This is a genomic window from Nocardioides okcheonensis, assembly GCF_020991065.1.
In the GTDB taxonomy this organism is placed as follows: Bacteria; Actinomycetota; Actinomycetes; order Propionibacteriales; family Nocardioidaceae; genus Nocardioides; species Nocardioides okcheonensis.
In genome coordinates, this window is record NZ_CP087710.1 from 2,445,279 (window position 1) to 2,470,287 (window position 25,009).

23 protein-coding genes are annotated in these 25,009 nt (G+C 73.0%); 10 read left to right on the forward strand and 13 right to left on the reverse strand.

Features of this window, described 5'->3' with window-relative positions; genetic code table 11:
• Nucleotides 1-60 precede the first annotated feature (60 nt).
• Together LN652_RS11870 and pdhA are read right to left on the reverse strand one after the other, a co-directional pair.
• Nucleotides 61-1,044, reverse strand: a complete 984-nt coding sequence (locus LN652_RS11870) for an alpha-ketoacid dehydrogenase subunit beta (protein WP_230440839.1) — start codon at nucleotides 1,042-1,044, stop codon at nucleotides 61-63.
• Nucleotides 1,044-2,216 carry a pyruvate dehydrogenase (acetyl-transferring) E1 component subunit alpha gene (gene pdhA, locus LN652_RS11875; RefSeq protein WP_230440840.1) on the reverse strand — a complete coding sequence of 391 codons (1,173 nt, stop codon included), beginning with the start codon at nucleotides 2,214-2,216 and terminating at the stop codon, nucleotides 1,044-1,046. The genes LN652_RS11870 and pdhA overlap by 1 nt, the downstream gene beginning before the upstream one ends.
• A gap of 253 nt (nucleotides 2,217-2,469) precedes the next feature.
• On the opposite strand from pdhA, the gene LN652_RS11880 reads away from it, so the two are divergent.
• Nucleotides 2,470-3,633, forward strand: a complete 1,164-nt coding sequence (locus LN652_RS11880; protein WP_230440841.1) for a family 43 glycosylhydrolase — start codon at nucleotides 2,470-2,472, stop codon at nucleotides 3,631-3,633.
• Here LN652_RS11880 and LN652_RS11885 read toward each other — a convergent pair.
• Nucleotides 3,563-4,552 carry a glutathione S-transferase family protein gene (locus tag LN652_RS11885; protein WP_230440842.1) on the reverse strand — a complete coding sequence of 330 codons (990 nt, stop codon included), beginning with the start codon at nucleotides 4,550-4,552 and terminating at the stop codon, nucleotides 3,563-3,565. The two genes, LN652_RS11880 and LN652_RS11885, sit on opposite strands and share 71 nt — an antisense overlap.
• A gap of 152 nt (nucleotides 4,553-4,704) precedes the next feature.
• On the opposite strand from LN652_RS11885, the gene LN652_RS11890 reads away from it, so the two are divergent.
• Together LN652_RS11890 and LN652_RS11895 are read left to right on the forward strand one after the other, a co-directional pair.
• Nucleotides 4,705-5,265: an ArsR/SmtB family transcription factor gene (locus tag LN652_RS11890; protein WP_230440843.1), complete on the forward strand. Its 561-nt coding sequence runs from the start codon at nucleotides 4,705-4,707 to the stop codon at nucleotides 5,263-5,265.
• Nucleotides 5,262-6,524, forward strand: coding sequence for an MFS transporter (locus tag LN652_RS11895; protein WP_230440844.1), 1,263 nt, complete (start codon nucleotides 5,262-5,264; stop codon nucleotides 6,522-6,524). The genes LN652_RS11890 and LN652_RS11895 overlap by 4 nt, the downstream gene beginning before the upstream one ends.
• A 133-nt stretch (nucleotides 6,525-6,657) precedes the next feature.
• On the opposite strand, the gene hisC is transcribed toward LN652_RS11895, so the two are convergent.
• Both hisC and LN652_RS11905 read right to left on the reverse strand, forming a co-directional pair.
• Nucleotides 6,658-7,737 (reverse strand): histidinol-phosphate transaminase, encoded by a 1,080-nt coding sequence (gene hisC, locus LN652_RS11900; protein ID WP_230440845.1) that lies wholly within the window; start codon nucleotides 7,735-7,737, stop codon nucleotides 6,658-6,660.
• A gap of 10 nt (nucleotides 7,738-7,747) precedes the next feature.
• Entirely contained in the window at nucleotides 7,748-8,323 is a 576-nt protein-coding gene (locus LN652_RS11905) for a VanZ family protein (protein WP_230440846.1), read from the reverse strand.
• A gap of 148 nt (nucleotides 8,324-8,471) precedes the next feature.
• Here LN652_RS11905 and LN652_RS11910 point away from each other — a divergent pair, with 148 nt between their 5' ends.
• From LN652_RS11910 to LN652_RS11930, 5 genes are all read left to right on the forward strand, one after another.
• On the forward strand, nucleotides 8,472-8,861 hold the full coding sequence (locus LN652_RS11910; RefSeq protein ID WP_230440847.1) for a phage holin family protein: 390 nt from the start codon (nucleotides 8,472-8,474) through the stop codon (nucleotides 8,859-8,861).
• Nucleotides 8,862-8,865: 4 nt separating this feature from the next.
• Nucleotides 8,866-9,372, forward strand: a complete 507-nt coding sequence (locus tag LN652_RS11915; RefSeq protein ID WP_230440848.1) for a low molecular weight protein-tyrosine-phosphatase — start codon at nucleotides 8,866-8,868, stop codon at nucleotides 9,370-9,372.
• Entirely contained in the window at nucleotides 9,372-10,235 is an 864-nt protein-coding gene (locus LN652_RS11920; RefSeq protein ID WP_230440849.1) for a fructosamine kinase family protein, read from the forward strand. The genes LN652_RS11915 and LN652_RS11920 overlap by 1 nt, the downstream gene beginning before the upstream one ends.
• Before the next feature lie 171 nt (nucleotides 10,236-10,406).
• Complete coding sequence (locus tag LN652_RS11925; RefSeq protein ID WP_230440850.1) at nucleotides 10,407-11,102, forward strand: response regulator transcription factor; 696 nt, start codon at nucleotides 10,407-10,409, stop codon at nucleotides 11,100-11,102.
• Between the two features lie 19 nt (nucleotides 11,103-11,121).
• Nucleotides 11,122-12,519, forward strand: coding sequence for a sensor histidine kinase (locus LN652_RS11930; protein ID WP_230440851.1), 1,398 nt, complete (start codon nucleotides 11,122-11,124; stop codon nucleotides 12,517-12,519).
• Here LN652_RS11930 and LN652_RS11935 read toward each other — a convergent pair.
• The 5 genes from LN652_RS11935 to LN652_RS11955 all read right to left on the reverse strand — a co-directional run bounded on the left by LN652_RS11935 (nucleotide 12,516) and on the right by LN652_RS11955 (nucleotide 19,289).
• Nucleotides 12,516-13,793 carry an anthranilate synthase component I family protein gene (locus LN652_RS11935; RefSeq protein ID WP_230440852.1) on the reverse strand — a complete coding sequence of 426 codons (1,278 nt, stop codon included), beginning with the start codon at nucleotides 13,791-13,793 and terminating at the stop codon, nucleotides 12,516-12,518. The two genes, LN652_RS11930 and LN652_RS11935, sit on opposite strands and share 4 nt — an antisense overlap.
• On the reverse strand, nucleotides 13,790-14,350 hold the full coding sequence (locus LN652_RS11940) for an anthranilate synthase component II (RefSeq protein WP_230440853.1): 561 nt from the start codon (nucleotides 14,348-14,350) through the stop codon (nucleotides 13,790-13,792). Before LN652_RS11940 ends, LN652_RS11935 begins: the two co-directional genes overlap by 4 nt.
• A 15-nt stretch (nucleotides 14,351-14,365) precedes the next feature.
• Nucleotides 14,366-16,057, reverse strand: coding sequence for a sulfatase-like hydrolase/transferase (locus LN652_RS11945; protein ID WP_230440854.1), 1,692 nt, complete (start codon nucleotides 16,055-16,057; stop codon nucleotides 14,366-14,368).
• A gap of 197 nt (nucleotides 16,058-16,254) precedes the next feature.
• A complete protein-coding gene (locus LN652_RS11950; protein ID WP_230440855.1) occupies nucleotides 16,255-18,168 on the reverse strand; it encodes an anthranilate synthase family protein in 1,914 nt (637 codons plus the stop codon).
• A gap of 44 nt (nucleotides 18,169-18,212) precedes the next feature.
• Nucleotides 18,213-19,289, reverse strand: a complete 1,077-nt coding sequence (locus tag LN652_RS11955) for an NAD-dependent epimerase/dehydratase family protein (RefSeq protein WP_230440856.1) — start codon at nucleotides 19,287-19,289, stop codon at nucleotides 18,213-18,215.
• 81 nt (nucleotides 19,290-19,370) lie between these two features.
• On the opposite strand from LN652_RS11955, the gene LN652_RS11960 reads away from it, so the two are divergent.
• Nucleotides 19,371-20,345, forward strand: coding sequence for a DMT family transporter (locus LN652_RS11960; RefSeq protein WP_230440857.1), 975 nt, complete (start codon nucleotides 19,371-19,373; stop codon nucleotides 20,343-20,345).
• Here the strand turns inward: LN652_RS11960 and LN652_RS11965 are convergent.
• The 3 genes from LN652_RS11965 to LN652_RS11975 all read right to left on the reverse strand — a co-directional run bounded on the left by LN652_RS11965 (nucleotide 20,338) and on the right by LN652_RS11975 (nucleotide 24,253).
• Nucleotides 20,338-21,150, reverse strand: coding sequence for a LamG domain-containing protein (locus LN652_RS11965; protein ID WP_230440858.1), 813 nt, complete (start codon nucleotides 21,148-21,150; stop codon nucleotides 20,338-20,340). The two genes, LN652_RS11960 and LN652_RS11965, sit on opposite strands and share 8 nt — an antisense overlap.
• 119 nt (nucleotides 21,151-21,269) lie before the next feature.
• Nucleotides 21,270-22,145 carry an NAD-dependent epimerase/dehydratase family protein gene (locus LN652_RS11970; protein ID WP_230440859.1) on the reverse strand — a complete coding sequence of 292 codons (876 nt, stop codon included), beginning with the start codon at nucleotides 22,143-22,145 and terminating at the stop codon, nucleotides 21,270-21,272.
• A gap of 35 nt (nucleotides 22,146-22,180) precedes the next feature.
• Nucleotides 22,181-24,253, reverse strand: coding sequence for a glycosyltransferase family 4 protein (locus LN652_RS11975; RefSeq protein WP_230440860.1), 2,073 nt, complete (start codon nucleotides 24,251-24,253; stop codon nucleotides 22,181-22,183).
• Between the two features lie 45 nt (nucleotides 24,254-24,298).
• On the opposite strand from LN652_RS11975, the gene LN652_RS11980 reads away from it, so the two are divergent.
• A complete protein-coding gene (locus tag LN652_RS11980; protein ID WP_230440861.1) occupies nucleotides 24,299-25,009 on the forward strand; it encodes a class I SAM-dependent methyltransferase in 711 nt (236 codons plus the stop codon).

Consider the following 25,009-nt stretch of genomic DNA (forward strand, 5'->3'; position numbering starts at 1 on the left):
ATCCTTTCGGAACCGGGTCTCGTGACGGTCGCTGCGCGACCTCCTCGACCAGCGGTGGGGTCAGAAGGCGAAGGTGCGGTCGACGGCGTCCAGCACCCGGTCGAGGTCGGGGAGGTACTCCTCCTCGATCCGCGACGGCGGGTAGGGCATGTCGAACGCGCCGACGCGCAGGACCGGGGCCTCGAGGGAGTAGAAGCACTCCTCGGTGATGCGCGCGGCGAGCTCGGCACCCATGCCGAGGTTGACGTGCGCCTCGTGGGTGACCACGCAGCGACCGGTGCGGCGCACGGACTCGAGCACCGGCGCCATGTCGAGCGGGGACAGCGTCCGCAGGTCGATGACCTCGAGGTTGCGGCCCTCGGTCTCGGCGGCCTCCGCGGCCTTGAGCGCGGTCTTCACGGTCGGGCCGTAGGCCAGCACGGTGGCGTCCGTGCCGGCGCGCACGACGCGCGAGGTGAACAGCGGCTCGGGCGTCGCGGACTCGTCGAGCTCGGCCTTGTCGGCGTGGTACTGCCGCTTGGGCTCGAGGAAGATCACCGGGTCGTCGTGGGCGATCGCCTGCTGGATCATCCAGTAGCCGTCGACCGGGTTGGAGCAGGCGACCACCTTGAGGCCCGGGGTGTGCGCGAACTGCGCCTCCGGGCTCTCGGAGTGGTGCTCGACCGCGCCGATGCCGCCGCCGAAGGGGATGCGGATCACGATCGGCATCTTCACCTTGCCCTGCGAGCGGTAGGTGTACTTCGCGACCTGGCACACGATCTGGTCGTAGGCGGGGTAGACGAAGCCGTCGAACTGGATCTCGATGACGGGGCGGTAGCCGCGCAGCGCCATGCCGACCGCGGTGCCGACGATGCCGGACTCCGCGAGCGGGCTGTCGATGACGCGGTCCTCGCCGAAGTCCTTCTGCAGGCCGTCGGTGATGCGGAAGACGCCGCCGAGCTTGCCGACGTCCTCACCCATGAGCAGGACCTTGTCGTCGGCCTCCATGGCCTTGCGCAGGCCCATGTTGAGGCCCTTGGCGAGGGTGATCTTCTGGTGGGTCATCAGGAGTGGCTCCCCTCGAAGGACGCGAGGTAGGCCGCGAACTCGTCGCGCTGGGCGGCGATCTCGTCGGTCATCTCGCTGAAGACGTAGCCGAACTGGTCGAGCGGCTTCGGGTCGGGCAGCGCCTTGCAGCCCTCGCGGAGGTGGTGGCCCATCTCCTTGGCCTCGGCGTCGAGGTCGTCGAAGAACTCCTGGTCGACCAGGCCGTTGCGGCGCAGGTAGACCTTGAGCCGCTCGATCGGGTCCTTGAGCTTCCAGTGCTCGAGCTCGTCGTTGAGGCGGTAGCGGGTCGGGTCGTCGGTGGTGGTGTGCGCGCCCATGCGGTACGTGTACGCCTCGACGAACGACGGGCCGTTGCCCTCGCGGGCGCGCTGGAGCGCGGCCTTCGTGACGGCGTACGTCGCGAGGACGTCGTTGCCGTCGACCCGGATGCCCGGGAAGCCGAAGCCCAGCGCCCGCTGGTAGAGCGGGATGCGGGTCTGGCGCTCGATCGGCTCGGAGATGGCCCACTGGTTGTTCTGGCAGAAGAACACGACCGGGGCGTTGTAGGAGGCGGCGAAGATGAACGCCTCGTTGACGTCGCCCTGCGAGGACGCGCCGTCGCCGAAGTGGGCGATCACGGCCGCGTCGCGCTCGGGGTCGCCGGTGCCGACGACGCCGTCGCGCTGCATGCCCATCGCGTAGCCGGTGGCGTGGAGGGTCTGCGCGCCGATGACGATCGTGTAGAGCCCGAAGTTGTTCTCGTTGGGGTCCCAGCCGCCCTGGTCGACGCCGCGGAACAGGCCGAGCAGCCGCAGCGGGTCGACGCCCTTGCAGTAGGCCACGCCGTGCTCGCGGTAGGTCGGGAAGACGTAGTCCTGGGGGCGCAGCGCACGACCGGCGCCGATCTGCGCGGCCTCCTGGCCGAGCAGCTGGGCCCAGATGCCGAGCTCGCCGTGGCGCTGGAGCGCGGTGGCCTCGACGTCGATGCGCCGGGTCAGCACCATGTCGCGGTAGAGGCCGCGCAGCTCCTCGGCGGAGAAGTCGTGGTCGAACTCGGGGTGGTGGACGCGCTCACCCTCGGGAGTCAGCAGCTGGACGAGGTCGGGGCCGCCGTCGGACTGCGAGGGCCCGAAGACCTCCGCGAGGTCGGGGCCGAAGGTGTCGCTCCGGGCGGAGGCAGGGTCGGACAACGCACTCTCCTTCTACAGCTAGCGGCGGTCGCGGGATCACCGGACGCCGGCGGCTCTACAGCGTGGTCGCCGGCGTGTGTGACCCCGACCACATGGTGGGCTCAACGTATCCGGCGGCGCCTGCCAGCACCAATCCGGCACCCCCTCCGGCGGGGTCGACGCGCCTCGCCGCGGCCTCGCCCCGCGGGGCCGCCGACCGCCGTAGCCTTGCCGCATCCGAGCGACGCACAGGGGGTGGGCAGGGGTGGCACAGGTGGGGTCCACGGGCACCCGGCGCGGCGTACGCCGGCTCGTCGCGGCGCTGCTCGCCGCCACCGTCGGGCCGCTCGCGCTCGTGCCACCTCCTGCGTCAGCCGCGCCGGACACGCTGCCGCCGCGGCCGCTGTTCTGGGAGCAGCCGCTCGCCGACCCGTCGGTCGTCCACGACGGGAGCCGGTGGTTCGCCGCCGGCACGGGCTGGCGCGGCGCGACCAGCGGCAGCGTGCGCGCGTCGGTCGGCTGGGTGCCGGGCGCACCCCTGCTCGACGCCCGCCCCGCGTGGGCGCGCAACGGCGACGTGTGGGCCCCCGAGCTGGTCCGTGCCGCCGACGGCACCTGGCTGGCCTACTACTCGGTGCCGGTCAGCGGGCTGCCGCGCCACGACGACCGGTGCATCGGGGTGGCGACCTCACCCGACCTGGAGACGCCGTTCACGCCACTGCACTCCCAGCCGCTCGCCTGTCCCACCGGCGCGGCGCCGGTCCCGGCGAGCGACGACCTCGAGCGCGGCGGCGGCCTGCCGCTGCGCGGGGTGATCGACCCGTCGTCCTACCTCGCCCCCGACGGCCGCCGGTTCCTGCTCTACCGGACCCAGGGCACGCCGTCGTCGATCCGGATGGTGCGGCTGACCCGCAGCGGCCTGCGGGCCGCCGGCCCGAGCCGGGAGATCCTCCGCGACCCGGGCGTGCTGGAGAACCCCGAGATGGTCGACGCCCGCGGGACCCACCACCTCCTGATGAGCCGGGGCGACTTCGGGCGCTGCGGCTACCGCACGGTGTGGCGCGCGTCCGCGTCGGTCCGCAAGGGCTGGGAGCGGGCCGCCGAGCACGTGCTGCTCGACCACGAGGGCACCGGCATCTGCGGCCCCGGCGGCGCCGACCACTCCGACGACGCGGCCGGGCGGCTGTTCGTCCACGGCTGGGTCTGCGACGGGGTCAACGGCCCGTGCGAGGCGACGTACTCCTCCCACGACGACCCGCTGCAGCGCGGGCGCCGGGTGCTCTACGTCGCGCGGCTGGCGTGGACCCGCGACGGCCCGGTGGTCACCCGCTTCACCCAGGGGCCGGCGTGGACCCCGCCGGGTCCGCTCAACCGCGACCGTGTGGCGTCCGCCAGACCGCCGGGTCCGGGCCGACCGGGACGATCTGCGTCGGGTTGATGTCGGTGTGCACGACGTAGTAGTGCTGCTTGATCTGGTCGAAGTCGACCTCGTCGGCGAAGCCCGGCGTCTGGAACAGGTCGCGGGCGTAGCCCCAGAGGTTCGGCATCTCGGTCAGCTTGTTGCGGTTGCACTTGAAGTGCCCGTGGTAGACCGCGTCGAAGCGGACCAGGGTGGTGAAGAGCCGCACGTCGGCCTCGGTGATCGCGTCGCCCATGAGGTAGCGGCGGTCGGCGAGGCGCTCCTCGACCCAGTCCATCGCGGTCCACAGCCGCTCGTAGGCGTCCTCGTAGGCCTCCTGGGAGCCGGCGAAGCCGCAGCGGTAGACGCCGTTGTTGATCTCGGTGAAGACCCGCTTCATGACCTCCTCCATCTCCTCGCGGAGGTCGGCGGGCCACAGGTCGGGGGCGTCGTCGCGGTGGTGCTCGCGCCACTCGAAGAACAGGTCGTGGGTGATCTGCGGGAAGTCGTTGGTGACGACCTTGCCGGACTCCACCTCGACGACCGCGGGAACGGTGATGCCGCGCGGGTAGTCGGGCTCGCGCGCGAAGTACGCCTCCTGCAGCCGCTCGATGCCGAGCACCGGGTCCTTGCCGTCGGGGTCGAGGTCGAACGTCCAGCTGCGGGCGTCGTGGGTCGGCCCAGGCGCGCCCCAGGAGATGACGTCCTCGAGGCCCAGCAGGCGCCGCACGATGATCGAGCGGTGCGCCCACGGGCACGCCCGGGCGGCGACGAGGCGGTAGCGGCCGGGCTCGGCCGCCCACACCGGGACGTCGCGCGGGCTGTCCTTGGAGCCGCTGGGGAACTGCTCGTCGAGCGGGTCGGCCGAGCGCTCCCCCGCGAGGACGCGGTCGGGGAGGTAGGACATGTCGCGCTCGAAGGGCTCGCCCTTCTTCGTGTAGGTCGCGGTGTCGTTCACGGTTCAACCTTACGGGGAGCCGCCACCCCCGCCGGGGTAGTCCAGTGACGAATGGCTGCCCGGAGGCCCTCGGGCCAGCCATCCCCCACTGGACTACCGGGAATCGCAAAGAAGTGTTTGCAAATGAATCTTTGCAGTCCTACGCTGCCGCCATGGCCTCCTCCATCACCCCCGACGTCGCGGGACTGCGGGCCCTGAGCCACCCGGTCCGGCTGCGGATGCTCGGCCTCCTGCGCACCGAGGGACCGGCGACCGCCACCACGCTGGCGCGCCGGCTCGACCTCAACACCGGCGCGACGTCGTACCACCTGCGCCAGCTCGCGCAGCACGGCTTCATCGAGGAGGACGCCGAGCGCGGCAACGCCCGCGACCGCTGGTGGCGCGCCTCGCACGAGGCCACCCGCACCGACGTCCACAGCGGTGGGATCGGCGGCGAGGACGTCGAGGCCTACCTCGCGACGGTCGCACAGCTCTACGCCGACCGGTTGCGCGCCGCGGTCGCCGAGCTGCCGTTCCTGCCCGAGGAGTGGCGGTCCGTCGGGACGCTGAGCGACTGGGAGGTCCGGCTGACCCCGGCGCAGGCCGACGCCCTGGTCCGCGAGCTGGCCCGGATCGTCGAGGAGACCCCGTCCTGCGACGACGAGGACGCGGCGCCGTTCGCCGTCAACATCAACGCGTTCCTGCGCCCCGGGCAGCAGCGGGACGAACGGTGAGCGCCGAGACCCGCCGCGCCCCGCTCGTCGGGGCGCTGGTCGCCGAGGGCGTGTCCTTCGTCGGCACCCGCGTCTCGATGATCGCGATCCCGTGGTTCGTGCTGTCCACGACGGGCTCGGCCACGCAGACCGGCCTGGTGGCGGCCGCCGAGATCGCGCCGCTGGTGCTCACCAAGGCGCTCGGCGGCCCGCTGCTCGACCGGGTCGGTCCGCGCCGGGTGACGCTGACCTGCGACCTGCTCTCGAGCGTCGTGGTCGCGGCGATCCCGCTGCTGCACCACCTCGACCTGCTGGCCTTCCCGACGCTGCTGGTCCTGGTCGCGGTCGCGGGGGCGCTCCGCGGCCCCGGTGACGCCGGCAAGTCCGCGATGAGCCCGGAGATCGCCCGGGTCGGCGGCTGGTCGCTCGAGCGCGTCACCGGGCTCGCGGCCGCGGTCGAGCGGACCTCGACGATGGCCGGCGCCGCGCTGGCCGGCCTGCTGGTCGCCTCGATCGGCGCGGCCAACGCGCTCTACGTCGACGCCGCCTCCTTCCTCGTCTCGTTCGTCGTCTTCGCGGTCGCCACGACCGGCCTCGGCCGGCCGGTCCCGGCGGAGGACGGAGCCGACGCCACGTCGTACGCCACCGAGCTGAGGCAGGGCTGGGACTTCCTGCGCACCGAGCCGGTGCTGGTCGCGGTGTGCGTGATGGTCGCGGTGACCAACCTCGTCGACCAGGCGTGGAGCGCGGTGCTCGCGCCCGTCTGGGCGAAGGACTCGGGCGCCGGCGTCGCCGTCCTCGGCACGCTGTTCGCGGTGATGAGCGGCGCGTCGGTCGTCGGCGCGCTGGTCGCGGCGAGGTGGGGCGAGCGCCTGCCGCGCTTCCGGACGTACGTCCTCGCGTTCCTCGTCGCCGGGGCGCCGCGGTTCGTGGTGATGGCGCTGGACTCGCCGGTGTGGACGGTCTTCGTGGTGGTCGCGGTCGCGGGCGTCGCGTCGGGCTTCCTCAACCCGATCCTCGGCGCGGTGATCCTGGAGCGGATCCCGGCGCCGCTGATGGGACGGGTCTCGTCGCTCAACACCGCGATCTGCTGGTCGCTGATGCCGCTCGGCGGGATCCTCGGCGGCCTCGCCGTCACCGGCCTGGGGCTGTCACCCGCGCTGCTCGTCGCCGGCACCGTCTACCTCGTCACCACGATGGCGCCGGCGCGGGTGCCGTCGTTCCGGGCGATGGACCGGGCGCCCGCCGAGTCGGCAGGAGCTGTCACCCCGGCGCGCTGAGTCGGCGGGTCGTCGCCGCCGACCGGGCGGGCCGACCCCGACCTGTCAGGCTCTCGCTGAACTTGTCAGGGCGTGCACGGCCTGACAAGTTCAGCGATCCCCGGTCAGCCGGGGATCGCTGAAGAGGCAGGACCTACGCCCCCGGCGCGAAGCGGGCCGCGACCTCGACCACGCGGTCGAACGCCTCGGCCTCGCCGATGCTGACCCGGACGCCGTCGCCGGCGAAGGGGCGCACCGAGATGCCGACCTCGCCGCAGGCGGCGGCGAAGTCGAGCGCCCGGTCGCCGAGCGGGAACCACACGAAGTTGCCCTGCGCGTCGGGCAGGTCCCAGCCCACCTCGCGCAGCCGTGCGACCAGGTCGGTGCGCCGCGCGACCAGGTCGTCGACCCGGGCGAACAGCTCGTCCTGCGCCTCCAGCGAGGCGATGGCCGCGGCCTGCGCGACGTGGCTGACGCCGAACGGCAGCGACACCGCCCGCAGCGCGGCGGCCAGCGGCGCGGGCGCGACGGCGTAGCCGACCCGGAAGCCGGCCAGGCCGTAGGCCTTGGAGAAGGTGCGGGTCAGGACCACGTTGTCGTGGCGGCGGTAGGTCGCGACGCCGTCGATCGCGTCGTCCATCCGGACGAACTCGAGGTAGGCCTCGTCGACCACCACGACGACGTGCGACGGCACCTTCGCGACGAAGGCGTCGAGCTCGGCCTGCGTGACGGCCGGGCCGGTCGGGTTGTTGGGGGTGCAGACGATGACGACCTTGGTGCGGTCGGTGACCGCGGCCGCCATCGCGTCGAGGTCGTGGCGCCCGTCGGCGGTCACCGGGACCTGCACGCTCGTCGCGCCGCCGGCCGTGACGGCGATCGGGTACGCCTCGAAGGAGCGCCAGGCGTAGACGACCTCGTCGCCGGGCTCGCAGAAGGCGTTGACGAGCTGGTAGATCAGCGCGACCGAGCCGGTGGCTGCGGCGAGGTCCTCGACGGGCACCCCGATCGCGTCGGCGAGCGCGGCGTAGAGGGCGGTGCTGCCCATGTCGGGGTAGCGGTTCATCTGCGCCGCGGCCTCGGTCGCGGCCTCGAGCACGCCGGGGAGCGGCGGGTACGGGTTCTCGTTCGACGACAGCTTGTACGACGTCAGCCCCTCGCGGGCGACGGGCGGCTTGCCGGCGACGTACGCGGGGATGGCGAGCACGTTGGGCCGGGGCTGGGGCGTGGAGGACATGCCTCGCACCCTAGTGAGCGACCGGCTCCCGCGCCGAGCCGCGGCCCCGCCACGGCCGCACGACCGGCAGCAGGAGCAGGCCGATCAGGAAGCCGATCCCGGCGCCGAGGACGTTGTCGACCATGTCGGTGACGTCGCACGCCCGGTCGATGCGGGCGAGCAGGAGCTGGACGAGCTCGATGCCGAGGCTGTACGCCGCCAGCAGCCCGAGCCCGAGCGGCGCGAGCACCACCCCGGCCCACCAGCGCCCCACCGCGAGCACCAGGAACATCCCGGCGGGCACGAAGAGCAGGACGTTGAGGGTGCGCTGGTCGAGGCCGAGCACCTCGAACGTCGTGCCGGACGGGCCGCCGTAGTCCCACGAGCAGGAGTCGCTGCGGGTCTCGGCGGGGACGACGCCGACGTCCGGTCGGGTCGGCACCAGGGTGACCAGCGCGATCGCGACCAGCGACCACAGCAGGCCGGCGGCCGCGACCGCCGTGGGGGTGCCCACGACCCGGCGGAGCGCGAGGGCGAGCATCCCGGCCACCACGGCGGCGACCAGCCCGCCCAGCACCATCACGCCCGTCCCGCCGATCGTCACCACGCCCGCGAGGGTAGTCGCGGGCCCCGGGCTCGCCGGTCCACGCGGGTTTCTACGCGCCCGTCGCGTCCTCGCACGCTCGGCCGCGGGCCTGCTCAACCTCCCGCCACACGCCGCGCGCGACTTCGTCGCTCCCGGCTAGTGTCGTGACATGCGCTTCGTGACCTGGTTGCTGACCTACGCCGCCGGGCTGGCCGTGGCCGCCTGGCTGCTCGACGGGATCTCGTTCGAGGGGGCGAGGAACGGGCAGGCCGAGCTGCAGGACAAGGTCGTCCCGGTGCTGGTCGTCGCGCTGATCCTCGGTCTGGTGTCGACCTTCATCGAGCCGGTCATCAAGCTGCTGTCGCTGCCCTTCATCATCCTCACGCTCGGCTTCCTGCTGCTGGTCATCAACGCGCTGATGCTGCTGCTCACCGCGCGGCTGGCGGACGCGTTCGGCGTCGGCTTCACCGTCGACGGCTTCTGGAACGCGCTGGCCGGCTCGCTGGTCATCACCGTCGTCGGCTGGGGCGTCCGGACGGCGCTGCCCGCCCGGGACTGAGCCCGTGGCGTCGTCCCGCCTGCCCGCTCCCCGCACGCCCGGCCGCTACCGGGTCGCCCTCGTCTGCCTCGGCAACATCTGCCGCTCCCCGATGGCCCACGTGGTCCTGGAGAGCCGGCTGGCCGACGCCGGGCTCGACGACCGCGTCGAGGTGGTCTCCGCCGGCACCGGCGGCTGGCACGTCGGCGACCCGATGGACCGCCGCGCCGCCGCGACCCTGTCCGCCGCCGGCTACGACCCCAGCCGCCACCGCGCGCAGCAGTACGACCGCGCCTGGCCCGAGGCGTACGACGTGGTGCTGGTGATGGACGCCACCAACCTCGACGACGTCGGTGGCCGCACCGACCGCGTCGGGCTGTTCCGCGACCTCGATCCGGTCGATCCCGGGAGCGAGGTACCGGACCCGTACTACGGTGGGGACGACGGGTTCGAGGAGGTGCTGGCGATGGTCGAGCGCACGAGCGACGCGGTCACGGCCGAGCTGGCAGCCGCGCTGGAGGACCCTGCCTGATGCCACGCCAGCCGCTGGTGGCCCGTCGCGCCGAGGAGCTCCTCGGCGCGTCCGTCGTCGCGACCGCACCGGTCGCGGGAGGCGACATCGCGACCGCGACCCGGCTGCGGCTCTCCAGCGGCCAGACCGCGCTGATGAAGACGCTGCCGCACGCGCCCGCGGGCTTCTTCGAGGCCGAGGCCGCGGGGCTGCGCTGGCTCGCGGAGGTCGACGGCGGGGTGCCGCTGCCGGAGGTGCTGGCCGCGGCCGACGACTGCGTGATCCTCGCGTGGGTCGAGCAGAGCCCGAAGACGCCCGTCGAGGCGGCCGCCGCGTTCGGCCAGCAGCTCGCCGCCACCCACGCCGCCGGCGCCGACGGCTGGGGCCTCGACCACGACGGGTTCATCGGGCGGCTGCCGCTGCCCAACCGGACGGCCGGGTCGTGGCCGGAGTTCTACGCGGTGCGCCGGCTGCTCCCGTACCTCAAGCTCGCCCGCGACCGCGGTGCGATCTCGGAGACGGACGCCACCGCGGTCGAGGCGGTCGTCGGCCGGCTCACCGACCTGCTGCCCGACGAGACGCCCTCCCGGCTGCACGGCGACCTCTGGAACGGCAACTGCCTGTGGGGCCAGGACCTCGCGATCCACGTCATCGACCCGGCCGCCTACGGCGGCCACCGCGAGGTCGACCTCGCCATGCTGCACCTCTTCGGGCTCACCCACCTGCCGCGGGTGATGGCGGCCTACCACGAGGCGAGCCCGCTGGCCGACGGCTGGGAGGACCGGCTCGGGGTGCACCAGCTGTTCCCGCTGCTGGTCCACGCCTGCATGTTCGGCGGCGGCTACGGCGCCCGGGCCGGCACCGTCGCGGCGCGCTACGCCTAGGAAGTCGCTGGTCGAGGAGGTCGCCGGACCGCGCCGCCCTGAGGAGGCGCCCCCGGGCGCCGTCTCGAAGGGTCACGAGACCCGGTCAGCGGTCTCGTGACAGGACTTCGTCCTTCCTCGACCGGCGCCGATCTTCAGCGTCCGCTCAGGGCCCGGTGGCATCCTTGGCGCGTGACCGACTCCAAGCCCCGCGTGCTGGTCGTCGACGACGACCGCGCCGTGCGTGACTCGCTGCGGCGCTCCCTGGAGTTCAACGGCTACGAGGTGGTGCTCGCGGCCGACGGCGCCGAGGCACTGGTCGCCGTCGGTGCCCAGCACCCCGACGTGGTGGTCATCGACGTGATGATGCCCCGCCTCGACGGGATCGAGACGACCCGCGCGCTGCGCGCCTCCGGCAACGACGTGCCGGTCCTCGTGCTCACCGCGCGCGACGCGGTCGGCGACCGCGTCGAGGGGCTCGACGCCGGCGCCGACGACTACCTCACCAAGCCGTTCGCGCTGGAGGAGCTGCTGGCCCGGATCCGCGCGCTGCTGCGCCGCGTCGTACCCGACGACGGCGAGGAGGGCGAGGTGCTGACCTTCGCCGACCTCACCATGGACGTCGCGAGCCGCGACGTCACCCGCGGCGACCGGCCGATCGAGCTGACCCGCACGGAGTTCACCCTGCTGGAGATGTTCCTGCGCCGCCCGCGCCGGGTGCTGGACCGCTCGTTCATCCTCGAGGAGGTGTGGGGCTACGACTTCCCGACCTCGGCGAACTCCCTCGAGGTCTACGTCGGCTACCTCCGTCGCAAGACCGAGGCGGAGGGCGAGCCACGCCTGATCCAGACCGTCCGCGGCGTCGGCTACGTGCTGAAGGAAGCATGAACACCACGGGGGGACACCGATGAGGTCGGCCACCGCCTGGCCCGACGGGCGCTGGCACTACCGCCGCTCGCTCGCGTCCCGCGTCGCGGTGCTGACCACGACGGCGCTGGGGGTCTCGATCGCGGTCATGGCGCTGACCGCGTTCCTCGTCATGCGCCAGCAGCTGATGAGCTCGCTCGACCAGTCGCTGCTCGACCGCGCGCACAAGGCCACCGCCAACACCACCCTGTCGCGGATCACCGCCCAGGGCGTCCCGCCGTGGATGCTCGGCGCGGCCGACGTGCGGGTCATCTTCATCACCGCCGACGGCCAGGGCATGTCGGGCGCCGACCCGCCGCACTTCACCCTCGGCCAGCCGGAGTACGACGTCGTCACCGGGCGGAAGGAGTCGGCGGTGCGGACCCTCGTCACCGAGGAGGGCGAGCGCTACCGCGTCGCGACGGTGCAGGCCGGGCGCCGGGAGGCGCTGATCCTCGCGCAGCCGCTGGCCCCCAACGACCGGACGCTGGAGAAGCTCGGCGGCGTCCTGTTCGTCTTCGGTGCCCTCGGCGTCCTCGCCGCCCTGCTCGCGGGATGGCTGGTGGCGCGCAACGGGCTGCGGCCGGTGCGCCGGCTCACCACCAGCGTCGAGCGGATCGCCGTGACCGAGGACCTCACGCCGCTGCGGGTCGAGGGCGACGACGAGGTCGCCCGGCTGGCGACCGCCTTCAACCAGATGCTCCTCGCGCTCGGGGCCTCGCGCGACCGGCAGCGCCGGCTGGTGGCCGACGCCAGCCACGAGCTGCGCACCCCGCTCACGTCGCTGCGCACCAACCTCGACCTGCTGCGCCAGGCCGAGGGCAACACCGCCCTGCCTGCGGAGGCGCGCCTGGAGCTGCTCGACGACGTCCGCGGCCAGATCGAGGAGCTGAGCGCGCTGGTCGGCGATCTGGTCGAGCTGGCGCGCGACGAGCCCATGACGCGCACGGTCGCCGAGGTCGACCTCGCGGCGGTCGTGGAGCGGGCCGTGACCCGCGTACGCCGTCGCGCGCAGGGCATCGCGTTCGACGTCCGGCTCGCGCCGTGGCGCGTGGTCGGTGACGCCAGCGGCCTCGAGCGCGCGGTGACCAACCTGCTCGACAACGCCGCCAAGTGGAGCCCGACCGAGGGCACCGTGACGGTGCGCCTCGAGCAGGGCGTGCTCACGGTCGACGACCAGGGCGAGGGCGTCGCGGAGGCGGACCGGCCGCACGTGTTCGAGCGGTTCTACCGGGCCGAGGAGTCGCGCGCGATGCCCGGCTCGGGCCTCGGCCTCGCCATCGTGCGCCAGGTCGTCGACCGCCACGGCGGGCGGGTCGACGTCACCGAGGCGCCCGGGGGCGGCGCGCGCTTCGCGCTGTGGCTGCCGGGGGTCGCGGCGGCGACGACCGCGGGCTAGTCGAAGACGCGGAGCAGCCGCTCGGCCTTCCAGCCGGCCTCGGCCCACTCCTCGTCGACGTCGGAGCGCACGGTGATGCCGCCGCCCGTGCCGAGGCACCAGGTCCCGCTGCCGTCGGTCACCAGCGAGCGGATGACGACGCCCAGGTCGGCGGGACCGTCGCCGCTGATCCAGCCGAACGCGCCGGCGTAGACCCCGCGCGGCGTCGACTCGACCTCCTCGATGATCTCCATCGTGCGCAGCTTCGGCGCCCCGGTCATCGAGCCGGCCGGGAAGAGCGCGCGCAGGGCGGCGACGGTCGAGACGTCGTCGCGCAGCCGGCCGCGCACGGTCGACACCAGCTGGTGCACCGACTCGTAGGACTCCACCTGCATCAGCGCCGGCACCGCGACCGTCCCGACCTCGCAGACCAGCGACAGGTCGTTGCGCAGCAGGTCGACGATCATCAGGTTCTCGGCGCGCGTCTTGGGGTCCGTCGCGAGCCGCTCGCGCTCGGCCCGGTCCTCCGCCGGGGTTGCGCCGCGCGGGGTGGTGCCCTTGATCGGCTTGGTCTCGAGGTGCCGGTCGGGGGTGACGAGCGCGTACCGCTCGGGCGAGCTCGACAGCAGCCACGCCCGCGCCCCGTCCACGTCGTGCTGGAGGAAGCCGGCGTACGGCGCGGGGTTGAGCGCGCGCAGGCGCAGGTACGCCGTCACGGGGTCGAGGTCGTCCTCCACCGCGACCCGGTGCGTGAGGTTGACCTCGTAGGAGTTGCCGGCGTGCAGGTGCTCCTGGACGCGCGCGAACGCGGCGGCGTACTGGGTTGTCGGCCTCTCGCTGAACTTGTCAGGCCTTGCACTGCCTGACAAGTTCAGCGATCCCCGGTCAGCCGGGGATCGCTGAACGGACCCGGACGGCCCCCCACCCACCGGGTGGTCGAAGACCCGCACCCCGCGCGGACGCATCCAGACGGCGTCGGGCAGGAGCGGGTCGGGGGCGGCGGGGAGGTCGGTGCGCGAGGCGTGGCCGAGGTAGCCGAACCACTGCTCGCCCGGGCGGAGCTCGGACTCAAGCACGGCGAAGACGTCGTCGCCGACGACCTCGGAGGTGGCCCCGACGTGGCGGGTGACCTCGCCCCGCGCCGCCGAGAACGACAGCGACACGTCGTCGTCGTCGAGCCAGCCGATGATCGAGCGCCGGCCCGACCACTCGCGGGCGCCGCCGCCGTCGAGCCAGAAGCAGCGCCGGTGCGCGGCGGCGACGGAGGTGAAGAAGTCGACGGGGTCGCTGCTCACGAGAGGAAGCCCCGCACGATCGCGTCGCCGTGCGTGGACAGCACCGACTCCGGGTGGAACTGCACGCCCTCGAGCGGCAGCTCGCGGTGGCGTACGCCCATCACGACGCCGTCCTCGCTCCACGCCGTCGCGACCAGGCAGTCGGGCAGGTCGACCGCGGCCAGCGAGTGGTAGCGCACCGCGGCGAACCCCTGCGGCAGCCCGGCGAGCACGCCCGCCCCGTCGTGGGTGATCGTGGCGACCTCGCCGTGGGCCGGCCGCACCCGCGCGACCGTGCCGCCGTAGGCCGTCACGAGACCCTGCATGCCCAGGCACACGCCCAGCACCGGACGGGTGGCCGCGAGCAGCACCTCGCGGCCGACCGCGAAGTCGGCGACCGACGCGGGGTGGCCCGGCCCGGGCGACAGCACGACGTGCGTGTGGGCCAGCACGTCGTCCGCCGTGGCCTCGTCGTGCTGCACCACCCGGGGCAGCCGCCCGGTCACGCCCGCCACCAAGTGCACCAGGTTCCACGTGTAGGAGTCGTGGTGGTCGACCACGATCACGTCCGGCTGCACGCAGCGAGGTTAGTGCTACTGCCGCACCGTCCGGCACCCGTCCGTGAGCGGTTGGTCGCCACGCTCGGTGCAGGAGTCGAAGGCGGCGAGCCTCGCCATCAGCTCCGCGACCTGCGCCTGGCTGCGGGGCGCGGCGAAGGTGTTGCGCCGCTCGAAGGGGTCGCGGCGGTAGTCGTAGAACTCGTAGCCCCACGTCGTACGGCCGCGGCGGGGGTCGAGGTCGAAGCGGGCGAGCAGCGCGGTGCGGCTGCGCACGGCCGTGAACGACGGGATCCGGTCGAGCTCGGCGCCGGTGAACGCGGCGTCGGGGTCGCCGCCGCCGAGCGTCTGCTGGGTGTGCTCGAGGAAGGCGTACGACTGGCGCACCAGCCGCGGCTGGGTCAGCGTCGGGACCAGCGACAGGCCGCTGCGGTAGGCCGGCGGCGTGAGGCCCGCGAGCTCCTCGAAGGTGGGCGCGAGGTCGATGTTGCTGGTGACCTCGCGGCGCTTGCCCGGGACGACCCCGGGGCCGGTGACGAGCAGGGGCACCCGCACGTCGGTGTCGTAGGGCGTGCCCTTCCCGCGGCCCAGGCCGTTCTGACCGAGGTGGAAGCCGTTGTCGGAGGTGAGCACGACGTAGGTGTCGGGGCCGACCGTGCGCAGGATCCGGCGCACCAGCCGGTCGGCCGACTGCGCCATCCGCGCGCGGTCGCGCAGGTCGCGCTCGGCCACGGCGGCCGAGAGGGTCGGCACCGTGTTCCACGCCCGCGCCCGGGACCCGTCGGCCGCCCGCGGACGGTTGTCGCGGGCCGGGTCGCCGAAGCCGGGCAGGTCGTCGACGGTGAGCTTGCTGCAGGCGACCCGGCCGCAGGAGCGCTCGCCGGTGCGGTCGCGGAAGGCCGGCGGGAACAGCGGGTCGTCGGGGTAGTAGCCCTGCGGCTGGGTGCGGTTGTGCGGGGCGTAGACCGAGACCTCGAGGAAGTAGGGCGCGTCACCGCGCTCGCCGCGGCGCACGGCGTCCATCGCCAGGTCCCCGACGACGGTGCCGGCGTAGGCCCGGTCCTTCTCCGCGGCGGACGCCGAGGCCGGCGGGGCGGGGTGCTCGACGACCCGCATCCGCTGGTCGACGACCGTGGTGCTCGCGAAGTCCCAGCCGTCGTAGGCCGAGCCGAAGACGGCGTGGAAGGACGACCAGCCCGGCACCACCGGCGGCAGCGCGCGACCCGGCACCCACTCGTACTCGTTGAGGAACTTGCCGACGAACGACGTCGTGTAGCCGGCCTCCTGCAGGCGCACGTTGAAGGCGCGCTCGGGGTTGCCGTGGGTGTCGTAGGCCGGCCAGCCGCCGAGCATCGAGGTGCCCTGGTGGGAGGTGTTGGTGCGGACGCCGGTCTGGTGGGGGTACTGGCCGGTGAAGAAGCTCGAGCGCGACACGCAGCACAGCGAGTCGGTGACGAAGGTGTACGGGTAGCTCGCGCCCGTGCGGCGCATCTGCTGCACCGACCGCATCGTCTGCACCAGGTCGGTGGAGAAGTCGTCGAGCATCACCACGACGATGTTGGGCTGGCCCGACCGGGCGGCCGGCGCGAGCTCAGCGACGGGTCGCGGGGTGGCGCCGTGGCGCGGCGTCCGCGGCGGCTCGGTCGTGGTCGTCGACGTCCCGGGGGCGCCGCACGCCACCAGCGCGAGCAGGCACACGCCCGCCCAGACCCTCCTGAAGTGGTGCACCTGTCCCCCGTCGTCCCCGCTCGGCTACCCAGAGTGACGTCCACCGGCGCGGTTGCGTTGCCTGCCACGCCGAATGAATGTCTAGTCGATGGATAGACAATAGCCCGCCGGCCACCCGGTCATCTGAGGACACCCTGCAGTCGTCTCGGCCCCGTCGGGCTGCACCACGTCCTCAGATGTCGGGAGGTCGTCCTCCGTCACCCGGTGGTCGAGGTGCGAGCGATCAGCAGGTCGCGGACGGCCGCGTGGATCAGGTCGCGGCCGTTCTCGGTGAGGATCGACTCGGCGTGGAACTGGATGCCGCGGAAGTGCGGGCCGGCGATCGCGTGCACGTCGCCGGTGGCCTCGTCGGCCTCGACGCGTACGCCCTCGGGCAGGCCCGCGGCCGGCACCCGGCCGACGAACGTGTTGTAGAACCCGACCCGCTCGGTGCGGCCGTCGAGGCGCACCGGCGACTGGGTGCCCTGGAAGACGACGTCCTTGTAGGCCAGGTCGAGGCCGAGGCGCTGGCACAGCGTCTGGTGGCCGAGGCAGACCGCGAGGAACGGCTGCCCGGCGGCGAGCAGGTCGTCGACCGCCCGGCGGAACGCGGCGATCTTGGGGTGGTCGCCCTCGCGCGGGTCGCCGGGGCCGGGGCCGACGACGACCAGGTCGGCGCCGTCGAAGGCGCCGGTCGCGTAGTCCTCGTGCCGCACGACGGTCGAGGTCATCCCGAACGTCCCGAGCACGTGGACCAGCATGTTCACGAAGTCGTCCTCGCCGTGGAGGATCACGGCCGTACGCCCCGACAGCGCCGGGTCGGCGGGCTCACCGGCCTGGTCGGTGAGCCAGAAGCGGGACAGCCGCTGGTTGCGGGAGCCGAGCGCGAGCACGACGTCCTCGTCGCGGGCGAGGTCGGCGATGTCGGTGCCGTCGGTGGTCGCGGCGGGCGCGAGGCCGAACGCGCTGAGGATCCCGCCGGCCTTCGCGCGCGTCTCGGCGACCTCGTAGGCCGCGTCGGAGTCGCGCACCAGCGTCGCGCCAGCGGTGACCTTGAGCTCGCCGGCCGGCGACACGTCGGCGGTGCGGATCAGGATCGGGCTGTCCATCGTCGGGGTGCCGTCGGGCGCACGGCCGAACAGCGCCAGCGCGGCGCCGTAGTAGCCGCGGCCCTCCGGCTCGTAGTCGGCGATCAGCCGGCACGCGTTCTCCACCGGCGCACCGGTGACGGTGGCGGCGAACATCGTGTCGCGCAGGATCTCGCGGTGGTCGCGGTGCGAGCGGCCGGCGAGGAGGTACTCGGTGTGGATCAGGTGCGTCATCGGCTTGAGGAACGGCCCGAGGACCTGCCCGCCCTCGTGGCAGACCTCGCACATCATCTTGAGCTCCTCGTCGACGACCATGAAGAGCTCGAAGACCTCCTTCTCGTCGGCGAGGAACTCCAGCAGCCCGGCCTTGAGCTCCTCCCCGGCGAGGCCGCCGACGCGGAAGGTCCCGGAGATCGGGTTCATCCGGACGTCGCCCGAGCGCACCGACACGTGCCGCTCCGGCGAGGCGCCGATGAGGAACCGCTCGCCGGTGAAGAAGCAGAACGTCCAGTACGCCCCGCGCTCGCGCTCCAGCAGCCGCCGCAGGACGGTGAGCGCCCTGGTGGCGTCCCAGTCGGCGAGCACGGCGCGGTAGTGCCGGCCGATGACGAGGTTGGCGCCCTCGCCCTGGCCGATCTCGTCGCGGATGATCGACTCGACGACCCGGCCGTAGTCGTCGTCGCCGGTGGCGAACCCGCCGCGGTCGGCGAGCTCGACCGGTACGTCGGGGAGCGCGGCGAGCAGGTCGTCGACCGACACCTCGTGCTCGGCCTCGATGTCGACGACGGTCAGCGGGGCGCCGTCGTCGATCGCCGCGAACCCGCGCTCGGCGACCTGCCGGAACGGCACCGCGACCAGCCGGTCGGCGCTGCGGCCCGGCTCGGGCGCGCCGGTCTCGAGCGGGATGTCGAGCAGGGAGGCGACCTCGTGCGGGGTGCCGCCGACCAGGCCCGCGGTCGGGGCGGCCTTGCGCCGGATGACCGCCCACGCGCCGTACCCCTGGATCTGCTCCAGGAGGTCGGTGACGGCGGGCTTCTCGGTCATGGCGGAAACCCTACGACCGGGGTGCGGCGGCCCACCGGGGTGTCTCAGTCCAGCTGGGTGGCGATCCACTCCTGCAGCCCGGCGACGCCCTCGCGCAGCCCGACGCGGGGCGACCAGTCGAGCTCGCGGACGGTGTCGTCGACGGTGCAGGACGCGTGCCGGACGTCGCCGTCGCGGTACTGGCCGGTGACGTGCGGCTCGGGCGCGGAGTGGTAGGCGGCGATCTCGCGGGCGAGGTCGCCGATGGTGGTGCGGACCCCGCTGCCGACGTCGACCGTGCGCAGGTGACCCTCCGGCGGGGCGGCCATCGCCGCCACCAGCGCGCTCACGACGTCGTCGATGTGGACGAAGTCGCGGGTGATGTCGCCGTCCTCGTAGAGCGGGATCGAGCCGCCCTCGCGGGCCAGGCGCGAGAAGAGGGAGACGATGCCGGTGTAGGGGTTCGACAGCGACTGGCGCGGGCCGTAGACGTTCTGCAGCCGCAGCACCGACAGCCGGGTGTCGTGGGAGCCGGTCCACGCCGACAGGACCTGCTCCTGGGCGAGCTTGGTGGCGCCGTAGACGTTGATCGGGCTGGGATGGGTGCCGGCGACCGAGTTGGGGACGTGGACCGCGCCGTCGCCGTGGTCCCAGCGGCCGGCCTCGAGCTGGGCGTGGGTGCGCAGGCCGGGCTGGAAGGTGGAGCCGTCGGGGTTGCGCCACACGCCCTCGCCGTAGACCGCGCGCGAGCTGGTCAGCACGACGTGCGCCGGGACGTGGCCGGCGCGGGTGAACGCGTCGACGAGCTGGGTGGTGCCGACGACGTTGACCAGGCCGTGGCGGGTGCTCTCAGAGAGCGACTGCGCGGTGCCGGTCTCCGCGGCGAGGTGGACCACCGTGTCGGGCCGGAGGTCCGCGACCACCGCGTCGAGGTCGGCGGCGACGGTGACGTCGCCGACGTGCAGGTCGACCGAGCCCGGCAGGTCGGCCGGCGGGACCGAGCCGGGGTGGACCTGCGGGTGCAGGTTGTCGAGCACGACCCATCGCTCGGCCCCGTCGGCGAGCGCACGGGCGAGGGTCGTGCCGATGAACCCGGCACCGCCGGTGACGAGGACGCGTCCGACGGTCTGCGAGGAAGCCACGGCCTCACCCTAGATGTCCCCGGGTGGCCACCAGCCGGAAACGCGGGTGCCCGGTCGCCCCGGCGCTGGCACACTCGGCCCATGACGACGCAGACCGGCCTGCGTCGTCCCGCGCCGTCCCACCTGCGCGGCCTCGTCGAGGTCGCCGCCGCCAGCGTCCTGTGGGGCACCGGCGGCCTCGCGGTCCAGCTGGTCCGCGAGCACGCCCCGCTCTCCCCCGTCACCGTCAGCGCCTGGCGGATGGCCCTCGCCGCGGCCGTGCTGCTCGGCGCCCTGCTGGTGACCGGGCGCGGCCCCCGGCTGCTCGCGCTCGCCCGCGCCCGCCCGCGCCAGCTGCTGGCCGTCGGCGTCGGCACCGCGGCGTACCAGGGCCTCTACTTCGTGTCCGTCACCCAGGTCGGCGTCGCCGTGTCGACCGTGGTCAGCCTGGGGCTCGCGCCCGTCCTGCTCACCGTCGCGGAGGCCGCGCACGGGCGCCGCGTCCCGGCCCCGTCGCGGCTCGCGGTGCTCGGCGCGGCCCTGGTGGGCCTGCTGCTGGTCAGCCTGGCCGGCACTGACGCGGCGACCGGGCCGGCACCGGTCACCGGGGTGCTGCTCGCCGTCGCGAGCGGGACGACGTACGCCCTCACGACCGTCGCGGGCGGGTCGGTCTCGAAGGACGCGGACCCGCTGGTGCTGACCGGCGGCATGACGCTGGTGGGCGCGGCGGTGCTGCTGCCCTGCCTGGCGCTGGTCGACGGACCACGGACGACCGGCGACCCGGTGGCGCTGCTGTGGCTGGCCTACCTCGGGCTGCTGACGATGGCGCTGGCCTACGTCCTGCTCTACTCCGGGCTGCGGGTGGTCGCGCCGAGCACCGCCGTCACGGCCAGCCTCGTCGAGCCGGTCACGGCGGCCGTCGTGGCCGCCGTCGTGCTCGCGGAGCCGCTGGGGCCGACTGCCGTCGCCGGAATAGTGCTGGTGCTCGCGGCGGTGGCCGGGCTCGGCCGTCCGGCGGCGGCCGCCGGCCCGGTGCTGCCGGAGCCCGGACCCGGACCCGGGCGAGGGGTCACTTGACGTCGACGTTGACCCAGTCGACCAGCATGCTGGCGCGGGTGCCGCCGTCGACGACGTACTGCGGCAGGACGTCCTTGTTGGACAGCCGCAGGTGGATCGGCGCGACGTTGCCCGGGACGCGGCGCAGGTCGGGCGTCGATGTGATCGAGTAGACCTCGTTGCCGTAGGCGTCCTGCGCGAAGTAGCGCACGGTGTCGCCGCCGACGGTGAACTCCGCGCCGTAGACCCAGTAGGCCTCCCAGGGCTTGGGCCTGTCCGCGAACAGGTGCCCGACGGGCGCGAGGTCGGCCGGCATGCCGGCGGCCGCGCACGCCCCGTCGACGCTGTCGTCGATGCCGTCGTAGCAGATGTGGGAGCCGAGCTGGGCTCCCGTGGTCTTGAGCGGCCCGTAGCTCTCGATGACGTCGATCTCGCGCGGGTCAGTCGGGCTGGGGTGCTGGATCCAGAGGGCGGAGTAGTTGGCGCCCGTGTCGGGCATCCAGATGCTCGCCGTCACCCGGACCTGGCTGCCGGTCGGCAGGGTCCAGCCGGGGTTGGTGCGGATCTGCGAGAGGCGCGCGACGTCGAGCTGGCCCGCGCCGTTCTGCGCCGCGGTGTTCCACCCGGGGATGTAGTGCCACTGCTCGGGCCAGGCGCCCGCGGGCCCGTCGAAGTCGTCGCGGAAGACCGTCTCCCAGCCCCAGGTCGGCGCCGGGTCGGAGTCGACGGTGTCGCCCGGGGCCAGGCCCGCCCGCGCGGGCGCGGCGGTCGCGACGAGGAGCGGGACGAGCACCGTGGCGACGGCGACGAGGGCGCGCGCGAGCAAGGATCGACCTCCCCCTGGAGCGTGGCTGGCTGACTGACCGTGGGACCGATGGTCCGAGAGGAGAACGGTACGCGGCGGCACTGACGCGAGCCAGTCGGGGCGGTCTCCGGCGCCGTGGATCAGTAGCTCAGTCCCTCGCGAACGTCGCGAGGCGTGAAGGGGATCAGGCTCTGGATCCGTCGGATGTCGAGCTGGACCAGAGGCGCGTCTGTCGCCCGCGCCGGCCGCCTGTCGAACGTCGGCTCGACCCCGATCGACTCGGCGACCATCTCGACGATCTCCTTGACGGCCTCGGAACGCCCCGAACCGACGTTCAGCACGCGGACGCCCAACGGGTCACGAGCCAAGCGCTCCACTGCCCCGGCAAGGTCATCGACATGGACGAAGTCCCGTCGCGCACCCCCATCGCCGAAGAGGACGACCGGACGGCCATCCGCGAGCGCCCGCCGGGTGATCCCGATGAGCCCCTGCGAGCCGACCTCGGGCTCACCAGGGCCGTAGACGTTGGCACAGCGGAGGATGTCGGCAGCGAAACCGTGCTGGTGCGCGTGCAGGTTGATGTAGCGCTCGGCAGCGACCTTCAGCACTCCGTAGGTGCTGATCGGCCAGAGCGGAGCATCCTCGGGTGTCGGCGCCGGCGCACCGGGACCGTAGACCGTCCCGGCGGAGGACAGGAACGTCATGCTCGGGACGCCATGACGCTCCATCGCCTGAAGAGTTGCGATGATCGGACCGAGATTGGCGGCGACCTCTTCGAGCGGGTGCTCGTCGGACTCCGCGGGCTTCACCGTGCCGGCGGCGTAGACCACGTGGTCGACGCCGGAGAGGATGCGGTCGAGGACCGCGGGATCGGAGGCGTCCCCCGTGAACACGTCATGGTCGGGCGCCTCGGGAGGCGCGCCATCTCGCCGCGCGAGCGCCCGTACGCTCCAGCCCGAGCTTCCGGCGGTTCGAGCCACGCGACGCCCGATGAACCCGTAGCCGAGCACCGCCATGGTCCCGTGCCTCTTGGGCGGTCGCGTCTCCGACGTCATCGGCGGGCCGCCGATCCGGACGCCATGGCGGTCAGGAGGGCGTCGTAGTGCGCCGTGTAGATCTCGGGATCGTGACGCTCGAGGACCTTCGCCCGTGCGCGGGCACCCATGGACGCCAGCTGCTCACGCGGTGTCGACGCGACCCGCTCGAGCATGGCGCGCAGCGACAGCAGGTCGCGACTCTCGCAGAGGAACCCGTCCACGCCGTCACTCACCAGCTCGGGGATGCCGAAGACGCTCGTCGAGGCGATCGGACGGTCGAACGCCATCGCCTCGAGCATCGAGCGCGGGAGCGACTCGACGTCCGAGCCACTGAGCAGCACATCTGCGGCGTGGTACCACTTGTAGGTGTCTGGCTGGACGGGTTCCACGCGCACCCGTGACTCCCCCGACGCCTTGAGGTAGTCCTCGATGGCCTCGACATACGGGCTGCCCTCCTTGGCGCCGACGAGCACGAGGCTCACGTCGCGACCGGCGAGCGCAGCCGAGCCGGCGAACGCCTGGGTGATGTTGACCTGCGCCTTGCGAGGCTCGATGGTCCCCAGGACGAGGAGCACCAGCGTCTCCTCGGAGAACCCGAGCTCGGCTCGCAGTCGTGACCGGTCCACACGAGCGCGGTAGTCGTCGATCTCCGAGAAGTCGACACCGTAGGGGACCACCTCGCCGGCATCGGGGGCGAGCCACGGTGCGTAGAGGTCGAGTGTCGCAGCGGCCTCGAACACTGCGCGTCGGGTGCGCCGCAGCGCGTCGGTCGAGCGCTCCTCGATGTACGTCGGCCGAGGCGGCGGGAAGGCCTCACTCAGGAACTGGGGGACGGGGAAGCTCTCGTGGATGGCCCAGACGACCTCCAGCCCGAGCCGATGCGCTGCGTCCACACCAGGGAAGGCGCTCATGGTGTTGGCAAGAGCGACGTCACATCCCTGCTCGGCTGCCCAGAGCGCGATCTGGCGGACCTGTGCTTCGTACGACTCGGCGTCGTGGGGATCGAAGGTACCGGTGACGAGCACCGGGATGCCGTGCTCTTCCAGCTCAGCGACGAGCCTCCCCCCGCGCGGACTCGCAACGAAGCACTCGACACCGCGGCGCGAAAGCCGCTTGAGCAGCTCCTGGAGGTAGAGCTGGCCGCCACCAAGGCCCAGGTCGTGGGTGACGACCAGCACCCGCGGGGCAGCGTCCGACCGGTCCTCCCGAGGCGCGCGCTGCGAGATCATCCGAATCGTCTCGTCGGTTCGGCGCCTCACGACCTCCAGACGTTCAGGCGACCACGCATCGACGAGGTCCTCCTCCACCCGCGCGGTCCACGGACGGATCTCGAACGGCTCGCCCTCGCACGGAGTGACGACAGCCGTCATCGACACACGATCACGACCACCCGGCACGTCCACGACACGCTCGAACAGCGCGACCGCGCTGTCGGGACCTTGCTGAGCGCCCTCGAACCGTCCCGGCAGGGCAGTTCGGGCGAGGCCAGCCGACACGCCCTCGCAGAACACCTCGACGCGGCTCACCCCCCCGGGCGCTTCAGCGAGGCCGTAGATCTTGTGCAGGCCGCTCGTCAGGTCGTCGCGCACCACGAAGCAGCCGCCCCGCACGACGGCGTCGCCGGCGCGCCTGACTCCGACGGTCACGGAGGAGAAGTGCACCGGTTGACCGAACGAGCGATCCGCGTCGGCCTCCGACGGCGTGTCCGACCGGGGCGCGAGGATCGCAAAGACGTCGATGCGCAGATCAGGGCCCTTGACCCCGCTGAGGTCGACGACGGTCGACCAGCCTGAGCTTCCCGCACGTCGCAGGGCCGGGTGGGCAGCCGCTACGTCAGGCCTCTCCCCCGAAACCTCACAGCCGCCGACGACTGCACCATCGACCATGACCACGACGCCCAAGACATCGCGCCGGCGATGAGCCACCCACCCACGGACCTGCACCTGTCCGGGCACCGCGCCGTGGATCGGCGAAGGCTCGTCGATGGAGCCCTCGATCCGGGGCAGCGAGCGCCCCGCATCTGCTCCAGGCGCTTGGTCCGTCGGGCCTTGAGGACGTTCTGACGATTTCGAGACCCTCAACCCCATGGCGCGGACTGTATCAACGGTGCTCGGTTGGCTAGGTTCCTACCTGTGGAGTCGACCGACGTGCAGATCTCTTCAGAACTGAAGCGCTTCGTCGACGAGGCGCCCGCTGCTCGCAAGCCTCACCTCGACTTCCTGGTGGCGGCCGCCGGGTCGCTCCCCGCTGGATCGCGCGTCCTGGACGTGGGTTCCGGCGAGGCTCCCTATCGAGAGCTCTTCAGCCAGCACACCTACCTCACGAGCGACTGGGAAGGCACTCAGTACACGCCCGAGACCGCGCCCGACATCGTCGGTCCGGCACACGACCTGCCGCTGGAGACCGACTCTCTGGACGGCCTGGTCTGCACGCAGGTGCTGGAGCACGTTCCGGACCCACGAGCGGCGCTCGCCGAGTTCTACCGCCTCCTCAGGCCGGGTGGCTGGCTGTGGGTCACGACTCCGCTGACGTGGTACCTGCACGAGATGCCCCACGACTACTACCGCTACACGTCCTTCGGGCTTTCGCACCTCATCGGCTCCTCCGGATTCACCGACCTCGAGATCCGGCCGATGAACGACTCACCCACCACGATCGCCCAGCTCCTGCGACACCTGGGCTACCTGCTCGGGCGTCATGACGACGGTCACGACCCGCGGCGCTTCATGGCCGGGCAGGTAGCCGACCAGCTCGCCGACGTCGTCCAGGACTTCGGCGACCTCGACACGCAGTGGTGGCTCCCGATCAGTTTCTCGGCCGTCGCGCGCAAGCCCGCAGACTGA